A 26,996-nucleotide genomic window follows, 5' to 3' on the forward strand; every position below is an offset into this window, starting at 1 on the left:
TCGAGGAGGGACCGCGACGTCCGTGGGACCGGGCCGTCACCGGCCCCAGATCCTCCGGTACGCCTCCTGGTAGCCGGACGGGTTCCAGGTGGTGGCGCCCTCGCTGTTGCCGGCGGTGGTGATGTGGACGGGGGCCACGTATCCGCTGGCGGGGCTTCCCGCGAAGGCGCGGTTGAACTCGTCGACGATCTGCCAGCCCTGGAGGGACAGCGGCTCGGGCACGGTGGCCGCCTGGTACTGGCGACTGTCGATGCGCTGGAACGCCGACGGGTCGCCGTCCCCCGCACCGATGTTGAACGGCGGACCCGAGCCCTTCCGGCCGGCCGCACGGAACGCCGGGGCGGCGTCGGCGAAGTACAGGTCGTTGATGGCCACGGAGTGGGTCCACCGGTCCTGGAAACGGGAGAGGAGCGAGGACACCTCTCGGGGCGTGCGGCTGCTCGCGTCGGGGATCGGGATGTTCTGGTAGGACAGCAGCCGCACGCCCCGGCAGGAGGCCAGCTCGTCCCTGATCAGCTCGGACTTGCGCTTGGCGAAGGGGATCGAGGCGTCGGTGAACACCACGGCCCCGGCGCTCCCGCCGGAGTCCGCGATGACCCACTGGGCGCTGATCCTGGCCACCTCCTCGACGCGGGTGGTCACGTTGGTGAAGAGCGGGGGCTGCTCGCTGGGGCCCGGGGAGGCGACCGCGTGCCAGCCGACGAGCGGGATGTCCGCCGCTTTCGCTCGGGCGACCTGCTGCGACGTCGAGTTGGGGTCGAAGCCGCCGATGACGATGCCGGACGGTCTGAGGGCGAGGGCCTCGCTCATCGCCGCCTGGATGCCCGCCGGGGTGCCGCCGCCGTCGATCACCCGGACGTTCCAGCCGATCACCCGCGCGGCCTCCCGTACGCCGCCGGCGGCCCCGGCGACCCCCGGGTTCGTCATGGTCTGGGCGACGAAGACGAGGGTTCTGCGCGGCACCGCCCTCGGGCCGGTCGTCGGCCCGTTCCAGGGGACGTCGGTCCGCTCCGCCCTGCCGACGGCGTCCTCGGCCCTGGCGCGGACCGCGGGGCAGCCGTCCACGGTGGTGGCCGGCTCCCCCGAGCCGCTCGACGAGCCGCGTTCGCAGCCGGTCAGGGCGGCGGCCGCGGCCAGCAGGAGGGTGGCGGCGGACCGGGCCGTACGGGTGCCGGGGGTGGGGGTGTGGTGGCGGTGCACGGGGGCTCCTCGCGCGGGGGTGCGGGGCTCGGTGCCGGTGCGGGCGGTCCGGTTCACGGGCCGCCGTCCTCGGGTGTCACGGCCGCGGCGTCGGGGGTGGTGGCGGCACCGGTGCGCAGCCGGCGGCGCGCGGAGTAGCCCGCCAGGCCGACCGCGAGCAGCAGGGTGCCTCCGTGGAACAGCGGGACCGTCCAGAACGCGGCGCCCAGCTGGGCGATGCCGGTGAGGCCGACGGCGAGGACCGCGACCGCGACGAGGGTGCCCAGGGGGTTGGGGCGGCCGGGTCTGATCGCGGTGGCGCCGAGGAGGGCGCCGACGAAGGCGGGCAGCAGGTAGTCGAGGCCGACGCTGGGGTTGCCGAGCTGCTGCTGCGCCGCGAGCAGGACGCCCGCGCCGCCGACGATCAGCCCTGAGGTGGCGAAGGCGCACACGGTGTACTTGCGGACCGCGATGCCCACGAGGTCGGCGGCGCGCGGGTTGGAGCCCACGACGTACAGGTAGCGGCCGATGGGCAGCCGCTCCAGCACCACCCAGAGGACGAGCGTGAGGGCGAGGACGTAGAACGCGGGGACCGGCAGGCCGAGGAAGGTGGAGTCGTAGAGGTCGGTGAAGCCGGCCGGCAGTCCTTGCGGGCCGGGGACGATCCGGCCGCCGTCGGTGATCCATCCGGTGACGGCGTACATCATGCTGCCGGTGCCCAGCGTCGCGATGAAGGAGTCGATGCGGCCGAACTCGACGATGACGCCGTTGAGGACGCCGATGGCCCCTCCCCCGGCGACCACGACGAGGCAGGCGAGCGGCCAGGGCCAGCCCGCTTCGACGATGAGGTACAGCACCATGACGTGCGCCAGCCCGAGGCCGTAACCGAGGGAGAGGTCGAACGCCCCGGTGACGATGGGGACCATCGCGGCCAGCGCGAGGACGGCCGGGATGGACTGGGTGGACAGGATGGAGTCGAGGGTGTCCAGGGTGGGGAAGGTGCGGGGCAGGGCGAGGGAGAAGACCAGGTAGAGCAGGCCGGTGAGGACCAGGAGTCCGTATGCGCCGGCGAGGTGTCCGCCGCGGCCGGCCGGGCGGCGGGGCCCGGCCGGCCGCCTCAGCGGGTTCCGGCGGCGCGGCGGGGGCGGGGAGGGCGGGGCCGTCATGGGTTCCCGGCGGTTCGGGAGGGGGGCAGGGCCGAGGCCGCCCGGGTGAGTGCCTCGACGGTGAGGCCGGGGCCGCTCAGCTCGGTCGTCACGGTCCCGCGGACGAAGACCAGGGCGCGCCCGCAGACGCCGGCGACCTCCTCGAAGTCCGTGGAGAGCAGCAGGACGGCGAGGCCGTGGGCGCGCGCCTCGTCGAGGAGGCGGTGGATGGCGTCCTTGGCCCCGATGTCGACGCTCGCCGTGGGCTCCTCCAGGATCAGCAGGCCCGCTGCCGTGCGCAGCCAGCGGCCGAGCATGACCTTCTGCTGGTTGCCGCCGGACAGGATGGCGATGGCGGCCTCGCTGTCGCGGGGCCGGACGGAGAACCGGTCGATCAGGGCGACGGCCTCGGCGCGTTCCCGGCGGGGCCGGATCCAGTGGGGCGCCGACGTGCCCGCCGCGCCCGGGTTGGCCAGCAGGTTCTCCCGCACGGTCAGTTCGGTGAGGCAGCCCTCCCGCTGCCGGTCGCCGGGCACGAAGGCGACCTTGCGGGCGACCGCCTCCGGGACCGTACGGGGGCGGTAGGGGCGGCCCGCCAGCAGGGCCCGTCCGCCGAGGAGGGGCCGGGCGCCCGCGAGGGCCCGGCCGAGGTCCAGGTGTCCGGCGCCGGAGAGCCCCACCAGGCCCACGGCCTCCCCCGCCCTCAGGTGCAGGTCGACCGGTCCGGTCCCGTCGGTCCGTACGCCGTCGAGGAGCAGGACGGGCGGGCCGTCGGTGCGGGCCGGGGCCGGGCGGCGGCCGACCGGTTCCTCGCCGGTGATGTCGCGGACGAGACGGGCGGGGGCGTGGCCCGCCAGGGAGCCGTGGCGGACGAGGCAGCCGTCGCGCAGGACCGCGAAGGTGTCGGCGACCTCGTACACCTCGTCGAGGCGGTGGCTGACGTAGAGGATGCCGTGGCCGCGGTCGCGCAGGGTGTGCAGGACGTGGAAGAGGCGGGCGCAGTCGGCGGCGGGGAGGCGGGCGGTCGGCTCGTCGAGCACGATGAGCCGCGCGCGTGCGGCGAGGGCGCGGGCCACGGCGACGAGGGAGCGTTCGGCGGGGGCGAGCCGGGACACGGTGGTGTCGGGGTCGAGGTGGGAGGCGACGCTCCGCAGGGCCTCGGTGCCGCGCTCCCGGGTCCGGCGCCAGGAGATCAGTCCGGCGCGGCGCGCGTACCCGGCGCTCAGGGCGATGTTCTCGGCGACCGTCATCCACTCCACCAGACCGAGGTCCTGGTGGATGAAGGACATGCGCCGGCCGGCGGCGTGGCTGCCGAGGGGGTGTCCGTCGACGGTGACCCGTCCGGCGTCGGCGTGGTGGACGCCTGCGAGGATCTTGATGAGGGTGGACTTCCCGGCTCCGTTGGGTCCGAGGAGGGCGAGGACGCTGCCCGCGTGGACGTCGAGGTCGACCCCGGCCAGCGCTAGGGTCCCGCCGAACCGTTTGGTCAGCCCGCGGACGCGGACCAGCGGTTCCGCCCCGTCGGCGGGGACCTCCTGCGCAGAGGTGTCGTGAACGTCGCGCACGGACAGCTCCGGGGGTCGGCCTGGCGAGTTCTTCACGACTCGCGTCAGCGATAGTAGCCTCGCATATCACAATAATTCGGGCATTTCGCCAACTCGTGTGGTCCCCGGCGGATCAGCGGGCCGACCGACGGCTTCACCGCCGTCGAGCCGCGCGGGTGCCGCCCGCTCAGACGCCGTCCAGGTCGCAGGAGGCCCAGATGACCTTGCCCTCCGGCGTGTAGCGGGTGCCCCAGCTCTGCGCCAGCTGGGCGACGAGGAACAGGCCGCGGCCGCCCTCGTCGGTGCTGGCGGCCCGGCGCAGGTGCGGGGCGGTGTTGCTGGTGTCGGAGACCTCGCAGATCAGGCAGCGGTCGCGCAGCAGCCGGACCCGGATGGGGCCGCTGCCGTGGATGATGGCGTTGGTGACCAGCTCGCTGAGCATCAGCTCCGCGGCGAAGGCCGCCTCGTGCAGGCCCCACTCGGCCAGCGTGCGCAGGGCGGCGGCGCGGACCTCGCTGACGCGGGCCGGGTCGGCGGGCAGCTCCCAGGTGGCGATGCGGGCGGGGTCGAAGGCGTGGGTGCGGGCCACGACCACGGCGATGTCGTCCGCAGGATGGGCGGGGGCCACGGTGTCGAGGACCGCCCGGCAGGTTTCCTCCGGGGTGCGCCCGGCTGCCTGTGCGAGGGCGGTGCTCAACTGGTCGAGGACCACGTCGACGTCACGGGTGCGGTCCTCGATGAGCCCGTCGGTGTAGAGGAGCAGTTCGCTGCCCTCGGGCAGTTGGACCTCGGTGGCCTCGAAAGGCAGGCCGCCCAGGCCGAGGGGCGGCCCGGCGGGCAGGTCGGGGAACGAGACGGTGCCGTCGGGGCGGACCAGTGCGGGCGGCGGATGCCCCGCACGGGCCATGCTGCACTGCTGCGTGGTCGGGTCGTAGATGGCGTAGAGGCAGGTCGCGCCGATGATGCCGGCACCGTGGGAGGCGGGGTCCTCGCGGTCCAGCCGGCTCACGAGGTTGTCGAGGTGGGTGAGGACCTCGTCCGGCGGGAAGTCGAGTTCGGCGAAGCTGCGGGCGGCCGTGCGCAGCCGCCCCATGGTGGCGGCGGAGAACATGCCGTGGCCGACGACGTCGCCGACGAGGAGGCCGATGCGGGCGCCGGAGAGCGGGATGACGTCGTACCAGTCGCCGCCGACGTCGGACTCGGCGGGCAGGTAGCGGTGGGCGACCTCGACGGCGTCCTGGTCGGGCACGCCGTGCGGGAGGAGGCTGCGCTGGAGGGCGAGGACCATGGTGCGTTCGCGGGTGTAGCGCCGGGCGTTGTCGAGGGACAGGGCGGCCCGGTGGCCGAGTTCCTGGGCGAGCCTGCGGTCGTCGTCGTCGAAGGGCGCGGAGGAGTGGGCCCGGTAGAAGGTGGCGACGCCGAGGGCGACCCCGCGTGCCACCAGGGGCACCGCGATGAGGGAGCGGACGTGGCGCAGCAGCCGTTCGGTGTGTTCGGGGTCGTGGGCGAGCCAGTCGGCCGCGGCCGTCAGGTCGGGCTCCAGCACCGCTTCCCCGGCGGCCAGACAGTACAGCTGGGGCGCGGTCGGACCGTACTCGGCCTGCTTGCCGACGGGCTTGAAGGGCGGCTCGTCACCTGTGCCGTGGACCACCGTGCGCCGCAGGTCGGCGCGGGGGTCAGCGGCCTCCTCGCCCCGCAGGACGGGTTCGGCCAGGTCGACGACGACGTGGTCGGCCAGCCGCGGGACGATCGTCTCGGCGAGTTCCTGCGCGGTGCGGCGCACGTCGAGGGTGGTTCCGATGCGGGTGCCGGCCTCCGACAGCAGTTCCAGGCGGCGGCGCGCGGCCAGGGCGTACGTCCCGACGTGCGGCTCCCCGACCATCACCAGCCCTCGTGCGGGCGGCGGGGGGCTCGGGGTGTCGTGGGGGGCGCCGTCGAGGTCGAGAGGCACGGCGGTGAGGGCGTCCAGGGCGCCGGGTGCGGGACCGGGCGGGGCGAGGGCTCCGGCGCCGACGGGTGCGGCGGGGGACGCGACGAGGGGGATGCCGTCCAGCGGCGGCCGGCCGGCCGGCCCGGCGAGGGGGCCGAGGAGGTGGTCGGACTGGTGGGGGATGTCCGGGAGCGCCGGTGAGGGGCCGGGGAGGACCGCCTCGATGGCGATGCCCTCGACCCCGGAGGCGCTGGTCACGGGGCGGCTCAGGAGAGTGATGCGCCGGCCGTGGGGCAGGGGCACGTCGACGGCCGCCCGCTGGGCGCGGGCGATCAGCTCGGCGGCCCTCTCCATGAGGATCGCCCGGTCGCCAGGGCCGAGTTCGAGGGCCAGGGCATCCATTCCGACACTGTGGTGCAGACCGCCGCCGGTCTTGGCCTCGGCCGCCTCGTACGCCTGGAGCAGCGAGCGCTCACGGGCGGAGCTCTGCGCCAGCAGTCGCCGTTCGATGGCCGCGGCGGCCTTGCGGATCACGGGGGTCAGTGCCGGGTCCTCCGCGCTGCGGGGATAGCCGAAGCAGAGGACACCCTCGATACGGCCGCTCAGCGGGTCCCGGACGGGGAGGGCGCGGCAGGCGCTGCCCTGGGAGCGTTCGGCGAAGTGCTCGGCGCCGTAGACCCCGATGAGGCGCCGCTCCGCCAGGGCGAGACCGATGCCGTTGGTGCCGGCGACCCGTTCGGCGAAGACGAACCCCGGCACGGTCTGGATCGGGGGGAGGCTCCGGGCCATCGACGCCCGGCCGAAGCGCCGCATCAGCACCGTCCCGTTCCCGTCGGCCAGGGAGATGTTCATGGCGGTGCCGGCGAACCTGGCCTGCAGCCGGTCGAGCACGGGCGCCGCCGCGCGGACGATGCGGCCGTCGGGTTCGAAGTCGCCGTCGAAGGGCAGCTCGGACTCGTCCGGCGAGAGCCCCAGGGACCGGGAGCGCCGCCAGGAGTGCAGGATCGACGTCCGCACACCCTTCTCGACCGGTTCGCCCTGGAGAAAACGCTCACGAAAGCGGGCGGGTCCCGTGCCTTGTGTCGCACGGCCCGTGAGGATCGGCTCGCCGTCGGACCTGACCACGCTCGCCTCACACGCGCCTTCGGTAACCCGCTCATCGGAAGTATCCGGCATTGACGAGGATACGGGCATACGTAACGCGAGTCACGGTCGGCCGTGCAGCCGCGCACGGAGCCGGAAGGGCTGGAGCAACCGGAACCAGCCGGAAGGGCCTCAGAGGGCCGACAGGACCGGAACAGCCGGTGGGGCCGGGAGGGCAGCGGGGCCATGGCGTTCGCCCGCGCGCCGGCCGACCGCCGGTCACAGGACCGCGACCGGGTTGACGGGCGAGCCGGTGCCGCCGGGGACGTTCAGTGGGGCCACGACGAGCAGGAACGTGTACCGCCCCGCTTCCGCGGTGGCCGCGGAGAGCGCCTCCAGATCGAGGTTGTCCAGCAGGGGCACGCCCATCGCGGTCACGGCCAGGGCGTGGACCGGCGAGTGGACACCGGAGACGGGCGAGGGCCGTACGTCGCTGTCGCCGTCACCGCCGAGCAGGCAGACACCGCGCTCGGCCAGCAGGGGTACGGCGTCCACGTGGAACCCCGCGCTCGCGGCGTCGGGGTCCCAGGCGCCGAGTTCCGCGCGGCGGCGGACGTGGCCGGAGCGCAGCAGCACGGCGTCGCCCTCGCCGATCATCACCCCGAGTGCCTCCTCCGCCGCGAGGACGTCCTTGGCGCGCACGGCCCGGCCCGGCTCCACCCAGCGGACGCCGAGGACGGCGGGGAGGTCGAGCAGGACGCCCGTCGTGACGAGGGGGCCGAGCGCGGCCACCGCGCCGAAGCGGGCGCCGGCCGCGTCGACGCACTCGTGGGCCGCCCTGCCGTCGTAGAGCCGCCCCCGGTAGGCGATGTGGGACAGCGCGTCCAGATGGGTGACGCCCTTGCCGTGGTAGTCGGCGGCGAGGAAGTCCTTGTGGGTCGTGGGCTCCGGGCTCTCCACGTCGCCGAGGTCGGTCATGTGGTGCAGGGCGGGCTTGCGGTTGTCGGGGCCCGGCCGGGTGTTCCAGGGCAACGCCATCGGCACGACACGTCCGGACCGCACGTGCCCGGTGGCCCGCCGCACGTGCTCCTCGGTCACCCGGTTCCACGCGCCCCGGTCGGCGGGGGCCCAGCGGCCCCAGGTACGGACGGCCTCGAAGATCCGGTCGAACTCCGGCCGGGAGACGGCGGGGCCGTTCGGGGCGGCGGCATCGCCGGGGTCGGCGCCGCGGGCCGGCTCCGCGGCGGCCGCTCGCTCCGGGTGCGGGGGTTCGGCGGGCGTCGCGCTCATCGGCTCTCCCCGCGGACGTTCACGAGCACTCTCCACCGGTCCACCGTGCACCGGCCGGCGGATCCGGCGCCACAGCAGCCGGGCCCTCCACAGCCCCCGCCGCGACGGCAGCCGGCCCGTCCGCCACCACGGAGGCCGCGACGCGGCGCTCACGGACCCTCAGGTGCGCAGCCGCCGCCGGTCCTCGTCGGTCCACGTCCGCGTGTCACGCGGCTGGACGTACGGCTCCTCCTCGACCGGATGGCCCCCCGCGACGGCCCGCTGGCGGGCCAGCTCCGCGTCGAACTCCAGGCCGAGCAGAATCGCGAGGTTCGTGATCCACAGCCACACCAGGAAGACGATCACACCGGCGAGGGTGCCGTAGGTCTTGTTGTACGTACCGAAGTTGGCCACGTACAGCGCGAACCCGGCCGAGGCGACCATCCAGATCAGCAGCGCCAGGAGGCTGCCGGGCGTGACCCAACGGAAGCCGCGCACCTTGGCGTTGGGGGTCGCCCAGTAGAGCAGGGCGATCATGACGGTGACCAGCGCCACGAGCACCGGCCACTTCGCGATCGACCACACCGTCAGGGCCGTGTCGCCCATGCCCAGCGCCGAGCCCGCCTCGCGGGCCAGAGCGCCCGTGAACACGACGATCAGCGCGCTGATCACCACGAGGACCAGCAGGACGACCGTCACGGCGACCCGGACCGGCAGCACCTTCCAGACGGGGCGGCCCTCGGGGATGTCGTAGACGGCGTTGGCGGTGCGGATGAACGCGGCGACGTAGCCGGAGGTCGACCACACCGCCAGCAGCAGCCCGACGACCGCCATGACGGAACCGATCCCGGCGTTGCCCTGGAGCTGCCGGACCGCGTCCTGGAGGATCTCGCGCGCCGACCCCGGGGCGAGGCTCTGGATGTTGTCCAGCACCTGCTGGGTCGCCGAGCGGCCGGTGACCCCGAGGAGGGAGACCAGCACCAGCAGCGCCGGGAAGAGCGAGAGAATCCCGTAGTACGTCAGGGCGGCGGCACGGTCGGTCAGTTCGTCGTCCTTGAACTCCCGCAGAGTGCCCTTCAGCACCGCCGACCAGGAGCGCTTGAGCACCTGCGCCGGCTGGTCCGGCGCCCGCCGCTCCACGTCCGCGTCGGGCCCGATGGACTGCTCGCCCCCGTCCGGTCCGAACCGGTCGTCGGGCGCCCGCCGGTCCACCCGTTCCTCCAGGGCGTCGGCCTCGCGGTCGTGCGCCGGATCCTCGCCGTGCCTCATGAGTCGTTTCCGTGTCCGCACCATGCGGCACGCGTATCCGCGCACGAAACACCCATGCGTCCGATTGGTGGGAAATGTCGAGCATCCGACATCACGGAAGGCCGCGGACAGGGGGCGGTGCGGCTACGGGAGCGTCGTCGCGTCCGGCAGCGTCTGCTCCGCCCAGATGGTCTTGCCGGTGCGGGTGTGGCGGGTACCCCAGCGGCGGCTGAGCTGGGCGACGAGGAGGAGGCCTCGGCCGCCCTCGTCGAAGGCGCGCGCCCGGCGCATGTGCGGGGCGGTGCTGCTGGAGTCGGACACCTCGCAGATGAGGGTGTCGTCGCGGATCAGCCGCAGCCGCACGGGGGCGTCGCCGTAGCGGATCGCGTTGGTGACCAGTTCGCTGACGATCAGCTCGGTGACGAAGGAGAGGTCGTCCAGCCGCCAGGCGGCGAGCTGGTCGCAGGCCAGCTTGCGGGCCTGGGCGACGGACGTGGGGTCGGCGGGGACGTCCCAGGTGGCGACCCGGTCGGCGGCCAGGCCGCGGGTGCGGGCCAGGAGCAGGGCGACGTCGTCCGCGGAGCGGTCCGTCAGCAGAGGGCGCAGGACGGCGTCGCAGGTCTCCTCCAGGGTCCGGCCCGTGCCGCCGAGCGCCTCTCGCAGCAGGGTGAGCCCCTCACCCATGTCGTGGCCGGCGGTCTGCACGAGGCCGTCCGTGTACAGGGCGAGCACACTGCCCTCGGCCAGGACGCACTCCGCCGTCTCGAACGGCAGCCCGCCCACGCCCAGCGGCGGCCCGGTCGGCAGGTCGAGGAACTCCACCTCGCCGTCCGGGGTGACCAGGGCGGGCGGCGGATGGCCGGCCCGGGCCATGGTGCACTGCCGCGTGATCGGGTCGTAGACGGCGTACAGGCAGGTCGCGCCGATCTCGCCGGGGCTGTCGGTGTCACCGCCGCCGTCCGCCGCCGTCTCGGTGTCCAGGCGCAGGACGATGTCGTCGAGCTGGGTGAGCAGCTCGTCCGGGGCGAGGTCCACGTCGGCGAGGGTGCGCACGGCGGTCCGCAGCCGGCCCATGGTCGCGGAGGCCTGCACGCCGTGGCCCACCACGTCGCCGACGACGAGCGCGACCCGCGCGCCGGACAGCGGGATCACGTCGAACCAGTCACCGCCGATCCCGGCGCGGGAGCTGGCCGGGCGGTAGCGGGAGGCGATCTCCACGGCGGCCTGCCGGGGCGCGTGATGGCGCAGCAGGCTGCGTTGGAGTCCGAGGGCGATGGCGTGCTCGCGAGTGTAGCGGCGGGCGTTGTCGACGCACACGGCGGCGCGGGCGGCCAGCTCCTCCGCGAGCATGAGGTCGTCCTCGGTGAAGGGTTCCGGGGTGCGGTGGCGGGCGAGGAGCGACAGGCCGAGCGTGACGCCGCGGGCCCGCAGCGGCACCGCCATCAGCGAGTGGATGCCGTAGACGTCGATGCTGCGGTCCCGCGCGGGTGTGCCCGCGACCCACAGCCGCCGGGTGATGTCGTCGACGTCGAACAGCAGGGCGCGACCGCGGGTCAGGGCGCGGCCCGGCGGGGAGTTCTCGTCGTAGGTGTGCCGGCTGCCGACGGGGATGACGGCTTCGGGGCAGCCCTCCAGCACGGACCGCTGGGCGGTGCGGCGGAACAGCAGGGGGCCGGCGGCGGGCAGGGGTGCCTCCTCGCCGGCGAGCACCGAGTCGAGCAGGTCCACGATGACGAAGTCCGCGAAGTAGTCGGTGCACACCTCCGCGAGTTCCTCCGCGGTGCGCGCCAGGTCCAGGGTGGAGCCGATCCGGCCACCGGACTCGTTGACCACGGTGAGCCGGCGGCGCGCCAGGAACTGCTCGGTGCTGTCCAGCGCCACCAGACCTATGCCGCGCACCGCGCCGAGGTCGTCCTTCAGCGGGCTGAGCGACACCAGCCAGGCGTGCTCGCGGGTCTCGCCGGGTGCGCGCAGCCATGCCTCGTACTGCACCGACTCGCCCGAACGCAGGACGCGCCGCACCGCGGAGTCGAATCCCTCGAAGCCGGGCAGCGTGCGCGTGCCGTCGACGGACTCCCCCACCCGGCGGCCGAGCAGGTCCTTCTCCGGCCGGCCCATCACGTCCTCCATGGCGGAGTTGGTGGCCACGGCGAGCCCGTCCCTGTCGAACAGCGCGATCGGTACGGGCAGCTGGTCCAGGGCCCACCCCCGCAGTCGGGCCACGGGTTCCGGCACGGTGGCCGTCACGAACCACAGGGTCTCCCCCGCCGCGTCCGTCAGGGGGTGGGCGACCAGTTCCAGCTCCACCCGGTGGCCGTCCCGGTGCCGGGTGACGAGGGTGCCGTGCCATTCGGCCCGCCGGGTGAGACGGTGACGGGCCGGGGCGGGGAGGGAGCCGGTCAGCAGCTCGGCGGCCGGTCGGCCGAGCACCTCCTCGGGCCTGTATCCGAGCAGGTCACAGGCGCCGGTGCTCCACGCGACGACCACCCCACGGGCATCCACCGCGGCCGAGGCGACACCGTGCTCGCCCATCGTTCCCTCTCTCCACGACCGGCGCCGCCGTCAGCGGCCCGGTGAGATCGACTGCTCGCACTGCTTCCCGCGTTCATTGTGCGCCGGGCACTCCCCACGGCGCGCGACCGGGGAGCACGAGGGTCCGGAAGCCATCCGGCTGTGGGGGTGGTGCCCCACCGGTCGTCCGGAGAGGATGCCCCCTCGCGCGACACGTCGTGCCGTGCGTCGTGGCGGTGGACACCCGCCCGGACGGGGAGGGAGCCCGCGACGAGGGCTGATGCGGCACCGGGTCGTGGTGGGCGCGCCGTGGCCGCCGACCGTTCTCATGCCGGGTCCGCCTGGCCCCACTACGGGGGCGGCTGCGAGATGGACCATCCGGCGGGGCGAGTGGACGCACGGCCTCACCGCCTTCCACCATCCGTGCGGCGGCGAGCAGGGCTCCTTCCCCGGGGCCGACGGCTGGACCGGGTGGCACACCGTGTCCACGGAGTGGAGGGCCGGTCAGGTGCGGTTCTTCGTCGACGGCAGGCTGGTCGGACACGACACACGGCGGGTGCCGGACCGGCCCCTGTCGTGGGTGCTCCAGAACGAGAACACCCTGCGAGGACCCGGGGCCGCCCCGGCAGCAGCGCGCAGCTCGACATCCGGGGTCGCGGCCTACGCGTACGACTGGGGGGAGACCGGCCCGCGCCACTCGCTCGGCGCCCTCGCCCGTAGCAGCGGTTGGAGCGGCCCGTCCAGGGGGACCGCTCCAGGAGCGGCGCTCCGGCTGGCGTCAACGCCCCAACACCTGCCTGTCGGAGTGATCACGGGGTGGCCCGGTGCCTACCGTGCTGTGGCAGGCCCTCTGTGAGGGCACGCCTTCCGAAAGGACCTCCGTATGACCGGCTCACCCTCACCCTCCCCTGCCGCCGCTCCCGCCCCCGGCCCCGGCTCGTCGTCGGGTGCGGCCGGGCCGCCCACCGGCGGTCCGCGTCGGCTCGTGTCGCGCGCCGCCGCGGGGGCCGCCCTCCTCCTCGTCGGGGCCCTCACCGTCTCCGTGTCACCCGCCACGGCGGCACCCGAGGGAGCGGCCACCGATCCCCTCGCCCGCTACCACCGCCAGCACCTCGACTGGAAGAGCTGCGTGCTCGGGCCCGACGACGAGACCGGCAAGGAGCTCCGGAAAGCAGGCGCCCGGTGCGCGGACGTCACCGTCCCGTTGGACTACGCCGAACCGGACGGCCGTACGCTCACCGTCGCCATCTCACGGATCCGGGCCACCGACGCCGGCCGCCGGGTGGGCGCGCTGCTGCTCAACGGCGGCGGACCCGGCGGCCAGACGATCGGCGACCCGCCGTGGGTGCGCACGTCGATGAAACAGGTCGGCGAGCGCTACGACGTGGTGGGCGTCGACCCCCGTTTCGTCGGGCGCAGCTCGCCGCTGGACTGCCAGTGGCCGACCGGCTCCTTCGCCCGTGGGGCGGGGACGGACCGTTCGGGGTTCGACCGCATGGTGGCCCTGGCGAAGGACCTCGCCGCACGCTGCCGGACCAACCGGGGCGACCTCCTGCCGTACGCCAGCACCCGGAACACCGCCCGCGACATGGACGTGGTGCGTGCCGCGCTCGGCGAACGCAGGATCTCCTACCTCGGCTACTCGTACGGCACCTACCTCGGCCAGGTGTACGCCACGATGTTCCCCGGCCGCACCGACCGTGTCGTCCTGGACGGCGTCGTCGCCCCCGACCGCTACAACCCGCGGCTGCTCCGCGGCACGGAGCGGGCCAACAGGCGCGCCCTGGAAGGCTGGGCCGACTGGGCCGCGGCACGCGACGGGACCTACGGTCTGGGCCGGACGCGGGCCGAGGTCCTGGCGGTGCTCGACGGCGTCCGGGCGGCGGCCGGACGCACCCCGCTGCTGATCGGCGACCACCGGGTGGACGAGCACGTCCTGCCCGTCGTCGTGTTCAGCGGCCTCTCCCAGGACAACGACGCCGCCTACGCCGATCTCGCGCAGGCCCTGCGGGACATGCGACGCGCCGCCGACGGCCACCCGGTCACCCCCTCACCGGGGTTCGCCGACACGCTCTCCTTCCTGCTGGACGGATCGGCGTCCGCCTACGGCAGCGCCCAGGCGGCGATCCTCTGCGGGGACGTGGCCGCGCCCCGCTCCCCCGATGTGTACTGGCGTGACGTCGAACGCGCCCGCGCGCAGGACCCGTTGTTCGGTCCCGTCACACAGAACATCGGACCGTGCGCGTTCTGGGACCCGCCGCGTGAGCGCCCGACGAAGATCCGGGACGACCTGCCGGCCCTGCTGGTCAACGCGACCGGCGACCCGCGCACCGTTCACGCGAACGCGCTGACGGTACGCCGCATGTGGCCCTCCTCCCGACTGGTCACCCTCCGCGACGCGGACCAGCACGCCGTGTACGGCGTCTTCGGCAGCGCCTGCGTCGACACGAGGGTCAACTCGTATCTGGCCACCGGCCACCTGCCGCCCACCGACGTCACCTGCGACCGGGACTCGAAATGAGCCGCGGACCGGCGGCCACCGCGCCCCTGTGAGCGGTCCCTAGCCGAGGAAGCTCAGCCGGACCTGGCGGTCGGGGTTGTCCTTGTTGGTGTCGACGAGGCACACCGACTGCCAGGTCCCCAGTTCGAGGCTGCCGCCGACGACGGGGAGTGTGGCGTGCGGGGGGACGAAGGCAGGCAGGACGTGGTCGCGGCCGTGGCCGGGGCTGCCGTGGCGGTGCTGCCAGCGGTCGTCGGCGGGCAGCAGGGTGTGGAGGGCGGCGAGGAGGTCGTCGTCGCTGCCGGCTCCCGTCTCGATGATCGCGATGCCGGCGGTGGCGTGCGGGACGAAGACATGGAGAAGACCGTCCCGGCCGGCGGCAGCCTCGCGGAGGAACGCCTCGCAGTCGGGGGTGAGATCGACGACCCGCTCACGGGAACCGGAGGCGACGTTCAGGACTCGGGTGGTGAAGGCATCGGGCATGGCCCCATCCTCGCGCACCCGGAGGGTGCGGGAAGATCCGTGGCCCGCCCCTGGTTGGTGGAAGCGTGAACGACATGCGCGAGGTCGAGGTAGTCGTCATCGGTGCGGGTCAGGCCGGGCTGGCCGGCGCCTACCACCTGCGGCGCACCGGTTTCGTACCGGAGCGCGACTTCGTGGTGCTGGACCGTTCCCCCGGCCCCGGCGGCGCCTGGCAGTTCCGCTGGCCCTCGCTCACGTACGGCAAGGTCCACGGGATGCACGCCCTGCCGGGCATGGAGCTGACCGGCGCCGATCCCGCGCGCCCGTCGGCCGAGGTGATCAGCGAGTACTTCGCCACGTACGAGCGCACCTTCGACCTGCGGGTACGGCGCCCCGTGGACGTGCGCGCGGTGCGTGAGGGCGAGGAGGGCCGACTGCTCGTGGAGACCTCGGACGGCACATGGTCGACACGGGCGCTGATCAACGCCACCGGCACCTGGGACCGTCCGTTCTGGCCGCGCTACCCCGGCCAGGAGACGTTCCGGGGCCGTCAGCTGCACACCGCGCAGTACCCCGGCCCGGAGGAGTTCGCGGGGCAGCGGGTGATCGTGGTGGGCGGGGGCGCGTCCGGGACGCAGCACCTGCTGGAGCTGGCGCCCCACGCGGCGGCGACCACGTGGGTGACCCGGCGGCCGCCCGTCTTCCGCGAGGGTCCGTTCGACGAGGACGCCGGGCGGGCGGCCGTCGCCCTGGTGGAGGAACGGGTCCGGCAGGGCCTGCCGCCGAAGAGCGTCGTGTCGGTGACCGGCCTGCCGCTCAACGACGCGATCCGGCAGGGCATCGCCGACGGCGTCCTGGACCGGCTGCCGATGTTCGACCGGATCGCCCCGGACGGCGTGGAGTGGGACGACGGGCGCCGCGTCGACGCGGACGTCCTTCTGTGGGCGACCGGGTTCCGCCCGGCCATCGACCACCTCGCCCCGCTGCGGCTGCGTGAACCGGGCGGCGGCATCCGCGTGGACGGCACCCGCGCGGTCGCCGACCCCCGTGTCCATCTGGTGGGCTACGGCCCCTCGGCCAGCACGATCGGCGCCAACCGGGCGGGCCGAGCCGCGGTCCGGGACATCCGACGGTTCCTTCAGGACACGCCGGTCACCGCAGTCGGCGCCCCTGCGAGCACCGCCGTCTGAGTCCGGTGTGCACGGGCACGCCCCCTCTCGCCCGCACCCGCGCCCGCCCGCCCGCTCATGCCGGCGCTCGTCTCAGCCGGACGCCGGGGAGGGGCTTCCGGGGGCCGATCCCGTGGACGCCGACGGCTGCTTGCCGCGGCGTTCGTTGAACTCGGCGACATTGCGCAGGTGTTCCTCGTAGCTCGCCGTGAAGCGGGTGTCGCCCGGCTTGACGGTGACGAAGTACAGCCAGTCGCCCGGCGGCGGGTTGGTCGCGGCGCGCATCGCGTCCTCGCCCGGGTTGGCGATCGGCGTGGGCGGCAGCCCCATGCGCCGGTACGAGTTGTAAGGGCTGTCGATCTTCGTGTCGGCGACGCTCGTGTCCAACGTGGAGCGGTTCAGCGCGTAGTTGAGGGTGGAGTCCATCTGCAACGGCATCCCTCGCTCCAGCCGGTTGAAGACCACGCGGGCCACCTTGCCCATGTCCGCCTTGGTCGCGGCCTCGGCCTGCACGATGCTGGCGATCGTCACCGCCTGGTAGACGTTCATCGCGTTGCGCTGCGCCCCGGCCGTGACCTGACCGCCGTTGAACTTCTTGTGCGCGGTCTCGACCATGAACGTCAGCAGCGACTCCGGGGTCGTCTTCTTCGGCAAGGGGTACGTCGCCGGGAAGAGATAGCCCTCCGGGTTGCCCTGGGCTTCCGCGGGGAGCGACAGCCGGGCCTTGGCAAGGGACTTCTTGGTGGATCCGGCGGGCAGACCGAGCGCCTTGTCCACGGACTCGTAGACCTGTACGGCTCGCCTGCCCTCCGGGACCACCAAGGACGTGGGCCGCTCGGCCCCGCCTTCACCGCTGCCCACGGTCAGCAGCGGCACCGCCACGGCGGCGGCCGCCACGACCGCCCCGGTCGCGATGAGGGCAGCCCGGCCCCGGCGGGTCAGTCGAATCGTGCTCCGTGGCGGAGTGTTCATCTGCATGCGGGCACGGTAACCCGCATATCACCTTAAACCCGGCATATCTTCATCTTGTCGACTCCATCGGCCGTAGCGGCGAAGCCTCTTGGCCCGGACCACCGGGGGAATCGGCCCCGGCAGCCGGTTCCGGTCCCGGCTTCGGTCCCGGCTTCGGCGCCGGCGCCGATTCCGGTTCCCCTGCCGGTTCCGTCCGCGGGGCACGGGCGGGTTCCAGTCGGGCGTCGCGGCGGACCAGGGCGGCGTAGCGCCCGTTCTGCTCCAGCAGTTCGTCGTGGGTGCCGCGTTCGACCGCGTGTCCGCCGTCGAGGACCACGATCTGGTCGGCGTCGCGGACGGTGGAGAGCCGGTGGGCGATGGTGATGGTGGTGCGGTCGGCGGAGAGCGCGTCGATGGCCTCCTGCACGGCGTGCTCGGTACGGGTGTCCAGGGCACTGGTCGCCTCGTCGAGGATGAGGACGGGCGGGTCGCGCAGGATGGTGCGGGCGATGGCGAGGCGCTGCTTCTCGCCGCCGGAGAACCGGTGGCCGCGCTCACCGACGACCGTGTCGTAGCCGTCGGGCAGGGAGCTGATGTGGTCGTGGATCTGCGCCGCCCGCGCCGCCGCGTGGAGTTCCTCGTCGGTGGCGTCCGGCTTGGCGAAGCGCAGGTTGTCCGCGACGGTGGCGTGGAAGAGGTACGTCTCCTGGGAGACGACGCCGACGGCGCGGGCGAGCGTGTCGAAGCTCAGGTCGCGGACGTCGACCCCGTCGATGAGGACGGCGCCGCCGGTCACGTCGTACAGCCTCGGCACCAGGCAGCCGAGCGTCGACTTGCCCGCGCCGGTGGGGCCGACGACGGCGAGGCTGCCGCCCGCCGGGACGGTGAGGTCGATTCCGGTGAGTATCGCGGCGGAGGCGTCCTCGCCGTCGTCGTAGCGGAACTCGACGTCGTCGAAGCGGACCTCGCCCTTCACCCGGTCGAGGCGGACCGGCTCCTCGGGTTCGGTGATGTCGACAGGCAGGTCGAGGTACTCGAAGATGCGCTGGAACAGCGCGAGGGAGGCCTGGATCTGGACGCCGGTGGAGAGCAGGCTGACCGTCGGCCGGAACAGGTTCTGCTGGAGCGAGACGAAGGCGACCAGCGTGCCGACGGAGACGGACGGGCCGCCGAGCTGGAAGGCGAGGCCGGCCGTCCAGTAGATGACCGCGGGCATCGCGGACATGACGATCGTGATGATCGCCATGCGCCAGCGCCCGGCCATGTTCGACCTGACCTCCAGGTCGACGAGCCCTTCGGACTCCTCGGCGAACGCCCGGGTGAGCGAGTCGGAGCGGCCCATCGTGCGGCCGAGCAGGATGCCGCTGACGGAGAGCGACTCGGTGACCGTCGCGGCCATCGCGGCCATCTGCTTCTGCCGCTGGGTGGTGATCTTCTTGCGTTCGTCGCCGACCCGGCGGCTTATCCACACGAACAGCGGCAGCAGGAGCAGCGTGACCGCGGTGAGCCGCCAGTCCAGGGCGACCATGGCGACGATCGTGGCGACCACGCTGGTGAGATTGGAGACCAGGGAGGTGGCCGTGGAGGTGACGGTCGCCTGCATACCGCCGATGTCGTTGGCGATGCGGGACTGCACCTCGCCGGTGCGGGTGCGGGTGAAGAAGGCGAGCGACATGCGCTGCAGCCGGCCGTAGACGGCGGTCCGCAGGTCGTGCATCACGCGCTGGCCGACGGTCGTGGAGATCAGCGTCTGCAGCACGCCGAAGATGCTGGTGAGCACGGCGCTCACGATCATCCCGAGCGCGAGCAGGCTCAGCAGACCGAGCCGACCCTCGGGGATCGCGGTGTCGAGTATCTCCCTGAGCAGGAAGGGCGTGGCCACGGAGGCGAGCGACGCGGCGCCCACCAGCAGACCGACCACGGCGAGCCGGCCACGGTAGGGCCGGAAGAGTCTCAGGATGCGGCGGACCTGCCGCGGCGCCGGAGCGTCGACGGCCCCCTCGGCGCCTGCGGGCGCGGTGCGGGCGGGGGTCCAGGCGGGTTGGTCGTCGGGATGCATGGGCTCCTACGGGGCGGGTCACGGGCTGGCGCGGCGTCTTGTCAGCTCATAGCTTCGGCAGCACGTCCGGTCATGGATTCAGCCGGTGACGAAGGCAACCGGCCATGGGTTCGGCGAGGTGTGGTGAGGTGCAGTGCGGGGCGGTGCAGTGAGATGCAGGCGGGTGGTTCCGGATCACACGGAGACAGCTTCGGAGCATAGCTCATTGTTACCTATACTCACAATGAACGCCATCCTGATATTGTTCCCGTATGACCGCCCCCGATGCCGACGCCCTGCTCGCCGAGCAGTTGCTGCGGCTGACCCGCCGCGTGCACCGCATCCAGAAGCACCATCTGGTCCAGAGCGGACTGGACATCACGCCTGCCCAGTCCCGGCTGCTGCGGACCCTCGCGCACTACGACACACCTCCGCGCATGGCCGATCTCGCCGAGCGCCTGGAAGTGGTGCCGCGCGCCGTGACGACCCTGGTCGACGGGTTGGAGGCGAGCGGCCGGGTACGCCGGGTGCCCGACCCCACGAACCGGCGGGTCATCCGCATCGAGGTCACGGACGAGGGCCGCAAGGTCCTGGAGGAACTGCACCGCGCCCGCCGGTCCGCGGCGGAGGAGATCCTCTCGCCCCTGTCGGACGGCCAGCGGGACCTGCTGGGCGGTCTCCTCGACACGCTGGTGGACGGGCCGCCGGGGGCGGAGCGGGCATGCTGAGCCACGGCGTGCGGGCCCGCTGACGCGGAGCGGCGCGCGACGGCGAAGGCCGGAACAGCCCGCCGCACACGGAAGGGGTCCGGCGCCGAAGTGCGGCGCCGGACCCCTCTCGTCGGTGACGGCGGTCAACTGACCCCGGAGGCAGGCTCCTTGACCACCTCGCCAGTCGGCTGCGCGGGGACCGCCTTGACGGCGCTCACGGGAGCGGTGACCGAAGTGGCGGCCCCCCTGGTCGCGTTGCCCTCGTCCACCGCCTCCTCCTCCACGAACTCGATCTCCCCGTCCAGCATCTTCTTCGCCCGTACGGTGTCCAGCGCACCCTCCCACTTGGAGACGGCGAAGACGGCGACGCAGTTGCCGAGCAGGTTGGTGGCGACGCGCATCGAGTCCATGATCCGGTCTACGCCCAGGAGCAGGGCGACAGCGCCGGCGGGGATCGCACCGAGCGAGGCCGCGGTGGCCGACAGGGCGAGGAAGGCCGAACCGGGGATACCGGCCATGCCCTTGCTGGTCAGCATGAGGACGAGGACGACGGTGACCTGCTGGCCGAGACTGAGGTCCACCCCCACCGCCTGCGCGATGAACAGCGTGCCGACGGAGAGGTAGATGGACGCGCCGTCGAGGTTGAACGAGTACCCGGTGGGCAGTACCAGCCCCACCGCGTCGTCCCGCGCGCCCGCCTGCCGCAGCTTCTGCATCATGCGCGGCATGACGCTCTCGCTGGAGGCCGTACCCAGCGCGAGCAGCATCTCGGCACGGGTGTAGCGGACGAACTTCCACAGACTCAGGCCGGTCATCAGCTTCAGCGCGATGCCCAGCAGCACGAGGAAGACGGCGGCGACGGCGTAGCAGAGGATGATCAGCTTGGCGTAGGTCTTCATCACGCCGAGGCCGTACTCCCCCACGAGGTGGACCATCGCGCCGAACACGGCGAGCGGGGCCAGCCTCATGACGAAGCCGACGATCGCGAAGATGACCTCCTGTGCCTGCTCGATGGCGGGCAGGATCTTCGGCACCCTGGTGTGGCCGAGGTGCAGCAGCGCGGCGCCGGTGAGGCAGGCGAGCACGAGCACCTGGAGCAGCGCGTTCTCGGCGAACGCCCCGATCGCGCTCTGCGGCAGCGCGTTCAGGAGGAACTCACCGGTCGTCGGCAGTTCCCCGCCCGCCGTCCTGGCGTCCACCGCCGACGTGTCGAGCTTCGCGGGGTCGACGTTCATACCCGCGCCGGGGCCGAAGACGTTGGCGGCGATCAGGCCGACGAGCAGCGCGGCGGTGGACGCGACCTCGAACCAGATCAGCGCCTTGAGCCCGATCCGCCCGAAGGCCCTGAGATTGCCGGCCTTGGCGATGCCGACGACGACCACGCAGAACACCAGCGGTGAGATGACCGTCTTGATGAGCCGGATGAAACCGTCGCCGAGCGGCTGGAAGGTCGTGGCCGTGTCCGGCCATGCCCTCCCGACAACGATGCCGAGCACCAGCGCGACACCGACTTGGGCGAACAGTGAGGTACGCAGCATGCGTGCGGCGCGTCGCGGCAGGGACGGTACGGACTGCGGCACGGGCACTCCTCCGAGGTGACTTTCTGATATGCGGAAAAGATCTTCCGCGCTGATCACTATCGAGGAGTCGCTGCTCGCGGGGAAGACCGCCGCGTTTCCGCTGGGTAAATCATCGGACCGACGTCACCTCACACGCCTGCGGTGTCAGCAGGTCGTCCGGTCCCGCGTCAGCACTCCCCGCACCGAGACCAGCGCTCGGTCGTAGCAGCCGCCCGCCCCGTGCAGGCGAAGCGCTCACCGGTCGGGGCGGCGGCATGCCGTCGGTCACGCGGTACGAAGGCCGTGTACGTGGCATCACCCGTGTAGGTGTCGTCCAGCCGGGACCACGAGGTGCGCCCAGCGCCGTGCGTGCTCGGCGGCCGTCGCCCGGTCGCCGAGCATGAGGACCGTCCGCGGCGGGTCGCCCGCGCCGAGCGTCGTCGTTCCGTCCCTCGTGTACGACCGCTGGGTGCGGGTGGTGCGGGCCGGGCCGCACCCCTCGGCGGTGACCGTCGCGTCGTCGCTCCACCTCGCGTCGAGCGCGTCGGGGTTCTCGCCGTAGGACCAGGTGTGCACGGAGGTGTCGGCGACTGCGGCGCACGGTGGTCGTCACCCTGCCGTGCGAGGTGTCGACGAATCCGGCGACCGTGCGCCGGTGGCTCCCCTCGGTGTCGAGCCGGCGCTCCGTACCGGGCGTGCGGGTGGACGGGGTGGCGAGGTCACCCGCCCGGACCTCCGTCAGGGCACCGGTGACGTGGGCGCTCTTCCCGTCCTGCCGGACGAGCACGTTGACGGGGGTGCTCCAGCCGCTCTGCCCCTCGGGTACGCCGACGATCGAGCCCTCGGCCCGGTGCGGGCGCCCGTCGTCGAGGAGGCCGGCGAAGGGGTAGAGGTCGTACCGGATGGGCTGGATGTGGCAGGAGACCGCATGGTCCACCGCCGGAGAGACCTCCGGGATCTCAGGCCTTCAGCGCCGCCCTGTCCCCCATCACGATCACCGGGTGCGCGGCCGGATCGAGGGTGCGCAGCAGGTACTCCATCCCCGACTTCGACAGGCTGACGCAGGCCGACGTTCCACTGCCGTGGTCCATGTGCAACCAGATGCTGCCGCCCTTCGACTGGCCCTCGGGGCGCGTCGGGTCGATCGGCGAGGTGCCTTTGACGCGGTTGTAGTCGATGGCGACGACGTAGTCGAAGTCGTGCCAGTGCGACTTCGCCCAGTAGTGGGGCGCCTGGAACGACGGTGACTGGCTGTACGGCAGTTTGGCCCCCGGATCGGCGAGGACGCCACCCGCGTCGCTGAGCGTGAACACGCCCACGGGGCTGCGCTTGTCACCCTCGTGGTGGTCGGACGTCCAGCCCTTCTTGCCGTTGTGTCCCAGCCAGGTCCTCGTCTCCTTCCAGGCGGAACCGCTCTTCGTGTACAGGACGATCTTCGAGTCGGCGTCGTTGACGCCCTTGCCGTAGACGGCCACGACCTGCCGGGAGTCGGCGGGGATCCGCTTCTGCAGGCGGTCACCGACGTCGGGGATACGGGTCGGATCGGTCCTGCGCGTCTCGGAACGCCCCGCCCTGTCACCCGAGCCCGTGCCGCCCTTGCCGGCCCCGCCCGTGTCGGCCGAACCGCCGCAGGCCGCCAGCGACACCACCAGCGCCCCGCAGACCACCATCGCCGACCCTGCTCGCCTCACGCCCTCGACCCCGCTCGCACCGCCGACCGCCCCACGCCTCGTACCGCCTATTCGCATGCGCTCCATCGTCGCACCGCGCGCCGGCTCTCCGCGTCCACCGCCCCCGCGCGCCGAGCGTCATCGGGGCGGTCCAGGCCGAAACTTTGCCCGGCGACGGAAAACCGTTTGCCTCCGACCACGCGCTGACGCGAACCTTTCACGGCTGGTCGCCGGGCCCCGTCGCGTCCTGTAGCACCTTGATCCCCCCCTCCTCTGACACGACCCACAGGGACGTCATGCAGATTCAAGACCTTCCGTTCCAAGACCCCGGTGTGCCGGACGCACGCTCGGGTCCCCGATTCCTGTGGTGGCTGGGCCGCAATCAACTCGGCGGACAGTTCAAGGCGCTGGCGTGGGGACTGCTGCACTTCACCTCCGTGGCCGGACTGCCGTTCTGTGTCGGCGTCGCCATCGAGGCCGTGGTCGCCCGCTCCGGCACCCGACTCGCCCTGTCGGGAGCGCTGCTGGCCCTGTGCGGCTTCACCATCGCGCTCGGCGACACCTTCCTGCACCGCACCGCCGTCACCAACTGGATCACCGCCGCCGCCCGCGTCCAGCAGCTCCTGGCCCGCAGGACGGCGCAGCTCGGCTCGGCGCTGACCCGCCGGGTGGCGGCCGGCGAGGTCGTCGCCGTCTCCACCGGCGACGTCGAGAAGATCGGCTGGTTCGTCGAGGCCGTCTCCCGCTTCACCGCTGCGGCGCTCACCGTGGTGCTGGTCTGTGTCGCCCTGGTGGTCTACCAGCCCGCGCTCGGCATCGTCGTCGCCATCGGCGTGCCCGTGCTCGCACTCGCCGTGCTGCCGTTGCTGCCGCGGGCGACCCGGCGCGCCGACGAACAGCGCGAGAAGGCCGGCCGTGCCACCGAACTGGCCTCGGACACCGTCGCGGGCCTGCGCGTGCTGCGCGGCATCGGCGGCGAGGACCTGTTCCTCGACCGCTACCGCCGTGCCTCCCAGGAGGTCCGCCACGCCGCCGTCCGCAGCGCGCGCATGTGGGCCCTGATCTCCGGTATCCAGGTCCTGCTGCCGGGGCTGCTGATGATCGCGGTCGTCTGGTACGGCGTGGGTCTCGCCCGCGACGGCCGGATCACCGTCGGCGAACTCGTCACCGTGTACAGCGCGGTGATGCTGCTGGGGTATCCCCTCAGGCACTTCGAGGAGATCGCGATGGCGTACTCCTTCTCCCGCCCCTCCGCCCAACGGGCCGCCCGGGTGCTGTCCCTGGAGCGGGCCACCGCCGCCGAGGGATCACTTGACGCCGGCGTGCCGTCCGGGGACCTGTACGACCCGGCGACCGGGCTGCTCGCCCCCGCCGGTCGTCTCACCGCCGTGGTGTGCGGCGACCCGGACGCCGCGGGGCGGCTCGCGGAACGGCTCGGCGGGCACGCCCCGGAGGAGAGCACGTCGGTGCTCCTGGCCGGTGTCCCCCTCGACGAACTGCCGCTCGACTCCGCCCGGACGGCCGTCCTCGTCCAGGACAAGGACCCGGTGCTGCTCTCCGGCACCTTGCGCGAACTGCTCGACGTGCCCGCCTCCGGCGAGGTGTCCGCCGAGGAAGCACTGGCCGCCGCCCAGTGCGGTGACGTGCTGGAGGCGCTGGCGCAGGGCTCGTTGGACGCCGACGACCCGCTGGACGCACGCATCACCGAGCGCGGCCGGTCGCTGTCCGGTGGCCAGCGCCAACGGCTGGCCCTGGCACGCTCCCTGTTCACGGACCCGGAGGTCCTGGTCCTCGACGAGCCGACCTCAGCCGTCGACTCCCACACCGAGGCGAGGATCGCGGACGGCATCCGGTCGCTCCGCGCGGGCCGCACGACGGTCGTCCTCACCTCCTCCCCGCTCCTCCTCGATCTCGCCGAACGCGTGGTCCTGGTGCACGACGGCGAGGTCGTGGCGGTGGGTGTGCACCGCGAACTCGTGCGCAGGGAGCCGCAATACAGGGCGGTCGTCACCCGCGACACGGACGAGGAGACGGATGAGGCGACGGACGGGGTGACGGACGGGGTGACTGACGAGGCGATGGTCGCGGGCGCCCTGTGGAAGGACGGTGCCGCCCCGCGCGAGGGCGCAGTGCCGCAGGACCGCAGGACCACGCTCGGCGACGTACTGGACGAACTGGAAGAAATCGAGGAGACCGCATGATCGGCGTGGCGCCACCGGCGTACGACCCGGCCGCCCCCACGACGGCGAACACCCTGCCCGTCGGCACCCCCGCGACCGTCCGCGCCTACGTGGCCGAACTGTTCCGCCGCCACCGCCGGGCCTTCGCCCTGCTCATCGCCGTCAACACCGTCGCCGTTGTCGCCTCGATGGCGGGACCCTACCTGCTGGGCGACCTCGTCGAGCGGGTCTCCGACGGGGCACGCGAACTCCATCTGGAGCTGACCGCCGGGGTGTTCGTCGTCGCCCTCGTCGTCCAGGCGGTGTTCGTGAGGGAGGTGCGTCTGCGCGGGGCCATGCTGGGCGAGCGGATGCTGGCCGATCTGCGCGAGGACTTCCTCGTCCGGTCGGTCGGCCTGCCGCCGGGTGTCCTGGAGCGGGCCGGAACGGGCGACCTGCTGTCCCGGATCACCACCGACATCGATCGTCTCGCCAACGCGATGCGCGAGGCGGTGCCGCAACTGGCGATCGGAGTGGTCTGGGTGGCCCTCCTCCTCGGCGGGCTCGCCGTGACTGCTCCGCCGCTGGCGCTCGCCGTCCTGCTGGCCCTGCCGCTGCTGGTGGCGGGCTGCCGCTGGTACTTCAAACGGGCGCCCTCCGCCTACCGCTCCGAGTCCGCCGGGTACGCGGCCGTCGCCGCCGTCCTCGCGGAGACCGTCGACGCCGGGCGCACCGTCGAGGCCCACCGCCTCGGCGCGCGCCGCATCGAGCTGTCCAACCAGCGCATCCGTGAATGGACCGCCTGGGAGCGGTACACCCTCTGGCTGCGCTCGGTGCTCTTCCCGGTCATCAACCTCACCCACACCATGGTCCTCGGCGCGGTGCTGATCGTCGGCGGCACGTTCGTGCTCCAGGGCTGGATCGGGCTGGGCCAGTTGACGACAGGAGCCCTCATCGCCCAGATGCTCGTCGAACCGGTGAACCTCATCCTGCGCTGGTACGACGAGCTGCAGATCGCCGAGGTCTCGCTGGCCCGGCTGGTCGGCGTACGGGACATCGAACCGGGCGCGGGCGACCCCGACGTGGCCCCCGACGGACGCCACGTCCACGCCGAGCAGGTGCGCTTCGGGTACCGCGAGGGCGTCGACGTGCTGCGCCAGGTGTCCCTGGAGGTCGCGCCCGGCACCCGGCTGGCCCTCGTCGGCCCGTCGGGAGCGGGCAAGTCCACCCTGGGCAGGCTCCTCGCCGGCATCTACGCGCCCCATGACGGCCGGATCACCCTCGGCGGTGCAGAACTGTCCCGGATGCCCGCCGAGGGCGTCCGCTCCCATGTGGCCCTCGTCAACCAGGAGCACCACGTCTTCGTCGGCTCCCTGCGCGACAACCTGCGGCTCGCCCGCACCCGCGCCGAGGACGCGGAGCTGTGGGCGGCGCTCGGCGCGGTCGACGCCGACTCCTGGGCGAGGGCGCTCGACGACGGACTGGACACCGAGGTCGGCTCCGGCGGGGTCGCGCTCACCCCGGCGCAGGCCCAGCAGATCGCGCTGGCCCGGCTGGTACTCGCCGACCCGCACACCCTGGTCCTGGACGAGGCGACCTCGCTCCTCGATCCGCGGGCGGCCCGGCACCTGGAACGATCCCTCGCCCGTGTCCTCGACGGCCGCACCGTCGTGGCCATCGCCCACCGCCTGCACACCGCGCACGACGCCGACGTCATCGCCGTCGTCGAGAACGGGCGCATCAGCGAGCTGGGCAGCCATGACCAGCTGGTCGCGGCGGACGGCGCCTACGCGGCGCTGTGGCGGTCGTGGCACGGCTGAGCCGCATCCCACCGCTGCGGGGCCGCCTCGGGTCCGGTCCTCGCCGCCG

General features: G+C 73.2%; 17 protein-coding genes and 1 pseudogene. 5 read left to right on the forward strand and 13 right to left on the reverse strand.

What is annotated here, in order from left to right; genetic code table 11:
• Window positions 1-36: 36 nt before the first annotated feature.
• From GSY65_RS03420 to GSY65_RS03450, 7 genes are all read right to left on the reverse strand, one after another.
• Window positions 37-1,200, reverse strand: coding sequence for a substrate-binding domain-containing protein (locus GSY65_RS03420; RefSeq protein ID WP_159775581.1), 1,164 nt, complete (start codon window positions 1,198-1,200; stop codon window positions 37-39).
• Window positions 1,201-1,253: 53 nt separating this feature from the next.
• Entirely contained in the window at window positions 1,254-2,345 is a 1,092-nt protein-coding gene (locus tag GSY65_RS03425; protein WP_159765886.1) for an ABC transporter permease, read from the reverse strand.
• Entirely contained in the window at window positions 2,342-3,889 is a 1,548-nt protein-coding gene (locus GSY65_RS03430) for a sugar ABC transporter ATP-binding protein (protein WP_159765887.1), read from the reverse strand. Before GSY65_RS03430 ends, GSY65_RS03425 begins: the two co-directional genes overlap by 4 nt.
• A 166-nt stretch (window positions 3,890-4,055) precedes the next feature.
• The gene (locus GSY65_RS03435) at window positions 4,056-6,923 is read right to left on the reverse strand and encodes a SpoIIE family protein phosphatase (protein ID WP_159765888.1); all 2,868 of its coding nucleotides are present in this window, start codon (window positions 6,921-6,923) and stop codon (window positions 4,056-4,058) included.
• A 237-nt stretch (window positions 6,924-7,160) separates the two neighbouring features.
• Complete coding sequence (locus GSY65_RS03440; RefSeq protein WP_159765889.1) at window positions 7,161-8,171, reverse strand: cyclase family protein; 1,011 nt, start codon at window positions 8,169-8,171, stop codon at window positions 7,161-7,163.
• A gap of 159 nt (window positions 8,172-8,330) precedes the next feature.
• Complete coding sequence (locus tag GSY65_RS03445) at window positions 8,331-9,419, reverse strand: YihY/virulence factor BrkB family protein (RefSeq protein ID WP_236579686.1); 1,089 nt, start codon at window positions 9,417-9,419, stop codon at window positions 8,331-8,333.
• Window positions 9,420-9,542: 123 nt separating this feature from the next.
• Window positions 9,543-11,930, reverse strand: coding sequence for a SpoIIE family protein phosphatase (locus GSY65_RS03450; protein WP_159765891.1), 2,388 nt, complete (start codon window positions 11,928-11,930; stop codon window positions 9,543-9,545).
• 862 nt (window positions 11,931-12,792) lie between these two features.
• Here GSY65_RS03450 and GSY65_RS03455 point away from each other — a divergent pair.
• Complete coding sequence (locus GSY65_RS03455; RefSeq protein WP_159765892.1) at window positions 12,793-14,430, forward strand: alpha/beta fold hydrolase; 1,638 nt, start codon at window positions 12,793-12,795, stop codon at window positions 14,428-14,430.
• A gap of 39 nt (window positions 14,431-14,469) precedes the next feature.
• Here the strand turns inward: GSY65_RS03455 and GSY65_RS03460 are convergent, their stop codons facing one another.
• Entirely contained in the window at window positions 14,470-14,892 is a 423-nt protein-coding gene (locus GSY65_RS03460; protein ID WP_159765893.1) for a YjbQ family protein, read from the reverse strand.
• Window positions 14,893-14,957: 65 nt separating this feature from the next.
• Between GSY65_RS03460 and GSY65_RS03465 the strand changes: the two genes are divergently transcribed.
• Window positions 14,958-16,061: an NAD(P)-binding domain-containing protein gene (locus GSY65_RS03465; RefSeq protein ID WP_201452444.1), complete on the forward strand. Its 1,104-nt coding sequence runs from the start codon at window positions 14,958-14,960 to the stop codon at window positions 16,059-16,061.
• A 72-nt stretch (window positions 16,062-16,133) separates the two neighbouring features.
• On the opposite strand, the gene mltG is transcribed toward GSY65_RS03465, so the two are convergent.
• Window positions 16,134-17,018: an endolytic transglycosylase MltG gene (mltG, locus tag GSY65_RS03470; RefSeq protein WP_159765894.1), complete on the reverse strand. Its 885-nt coding sequence runs from the start codon at window positions 17,016-17,018 to the stop codon at window positions 16,134-16,136.
• Window positions 17,019-17,061: 43 nt separating this feature from the next.
• Entirely contained in the window at window positions 17,062-19,050 is a 1,989-nt protein-coding gene (locus GSY65_RS03475; protein ID WP_236579687.1) for an ABC transporter ATP-binding protein, read from the reverse strand.
• 251 nt (window positions 19,051-19,301) lie between these two features.
• Here GSY65_RS03475 and GSY65_RS03480 point away from each other — a divergent pair, with 251 nt between their 5' ends.
• A complete protein-coding gene (locus GSY65_RS03480; protein WP_159765895.1) occupies window positions 19,302-19,757 on the forward strand; it encodes a MarR family winged helix-turn-helix transcriptional regulator in 456 nt (151 codons plus the stop codon).
• Between the two features lie 125 nt (window positions 19,758-19,882).
• Here GSY65_RS03480 and GSY65_RS03485 read toward each other — a convergent pair whose 3' ends face one another.
• The 3 genes and pseudogenes from GSY65_RS03485 to GSY65_RS03495 form a co-directional block, all read right to left on the reverse strand.
• On the reverse strand, window positions 19,883-21,319 hold the full coding sequence (locus tag GSY65_RS03485; RefSeq protein ID WP_159765896.1) for a cation:dicarboxylate symporter family transporter: 1,437 nt from the start codon (window positions 21,317-21,319) through the stop codon (window positions 19,883-19,885).
• A 144-nt stretch (window positions 21,320-21,463) separates the two neighbouring features.
• Window positions 21,464-22,211, reverse strand: a pseudogene (locus GSY65_RS03490) (peptide-N4-asparagine amidase); the annotation flags it as partial.
• A gap of 46 nt (window positions 22,212-22,257) precedes the next feature.
• Window positions 22,258-22,968: a L,D-transpeptidase family protein gene (locus GSY65_RS03495; protein ID WP_201452762.1), complete on the reverse strand. Its 711-nt coding sequence runs from the start codon at window positions 22,966-22,968 to the stop codon at window positions 22,258-22,260.
• A gap of 296 nt (window positions 22,969-23,264) precedes the next feature.
• On the opposite strand from GSY65_RS03495, the gene GSY65_RS03500 reads away from it, so the two are divergent.
• Window positions 23,265-25,169: an ABC transporter transmembrane domain-containing protein gene (locus tag GSY65_RS03500; RefSeq protein ID WP_159765897.1), complete on the forward strand. Its 1,905-nt coding sequence runs from the start codon at window positions 23,265-23,267 to the stop codon at window positions 25,167-25,169.
• Window positions 25,166-26,947, forward strand: coding sequence for an ABC transporter ATP-binding protein (locus GSY65_RS03505; protein ID WP_159765898.1), 1,782 nt, complete (start codon window positions 25,166-25,168; stop codon window positions 26,945-26,947). Before GSY65_RS03500 ends, GSY65_RS03505 begins: the two co-directional genes overlap by 4 nt.
• The last annotated feature ends 49 nt before the right edge of the window (window positions 26,948-26,996 follow it).

Source organism: Streptomyces sp. HM190 (genome assembly GCF_009857135.1).
Lineage (GTDB): Bacteria > Actinomycetota > Actinomycetes > Streptomycetales > Streptomycetaceae > Streptomyces > Streptomyces heilongjiangensis.

What these genes read in the sequence shown, in the direction of transcription:
- GSY65_RS03425 (WP_159765886.1), bottom strand. Translation starts at nt 2,345, where the DNA reads ATGACGGCCCCGCCCTCCCCGCCCCCGCCGCGCCGCCGGAACCCGCTG.
- GSY65_RS03440 (WP_159765889.1), bottom strand. Translation starts at nt 8,171, where the DNA reads ATGAGCGCGACGCCCGCCGAACCCCCGCACCCGGAGCGAGCGGCCGCC.
- GSY65_RS03445 (WP_236579686.1), bottom strand. Translation starts at nt 9,419, where the DNA reads ATGAGGCACGGCGAGGATCCGGCGCACGACCGCGAGGCCGACGCCCTG.
- GSY65_RS03450 (WP_159765891.1), bottom strand. Translation starts at nt 11,930, where the DNA reads ATGGGCGAGCACGGTGTCGCCTCGGCCGCGGTGGATGCCCGTGGGGTG.
- GSY65_RS03455 (WP_159765892.1), top strand. Translation starts at nt 12,793, where the DNA reads ATGACCGGCTCACCCTCACCCTCCCCTGCCGCCGCTCCCGCCCCCGGC.
- GSY65_RS03460 (WP_159765893.1), bottom strand. Translation starts at nt 14,892, where the DNA reads ATGCCCGATGCCTTCACCACCCGAGTCCTGAACGTCGCCTCCGGTTCC.
- mltG (WP_159765894.1), bottom strand. Translation starts at nt 17,018, where the DNA reads ATGCAGATGAACACTCCGCCACGGAGCACGATTCGACTGACCCGCCGG.
- GSY65_RS03475 (WP_236579687.1), bottom strand. Translation starts at nt 19,050, where the DNA reads ATGCATCCCGACGACCAACCCGCCTGGACCCCCGCCCGCACCGCGCCC.
- GSY65_RS03480 (WP_159765895.1), top strand. Translation starts at nt 19,302, where the DNA reads ATGACCGCCCCCGATGCCGACGCCCTGCTCGCCGAGCAGTTGCTGCGG.
- GSY65_RS03495 (WP_201452762.1), bottom strand. Translation starts at nt 22,968, where the DNA reads ATGGTGGTCTGCGGGGCGCTGGTGGTGTCGCTGGCGGCCTGCGGCGGT.
- GSY65_RS03500 (WP_159765897.1), top strand. Translation starts at nt 23,265, where the DNA reads ATGCAGATTCAAGACCTTCCGTTCCAAGACCCCGGTGTGCCGGACGCA.
- GSY65_RS03505 (WP_159765898.1), top strand. Translation starts at nt 25,166, where the DNA reads ATGATCGGCGTGGCGCCACCGGCGTACGACCCGGCCGCCCCCACGACG.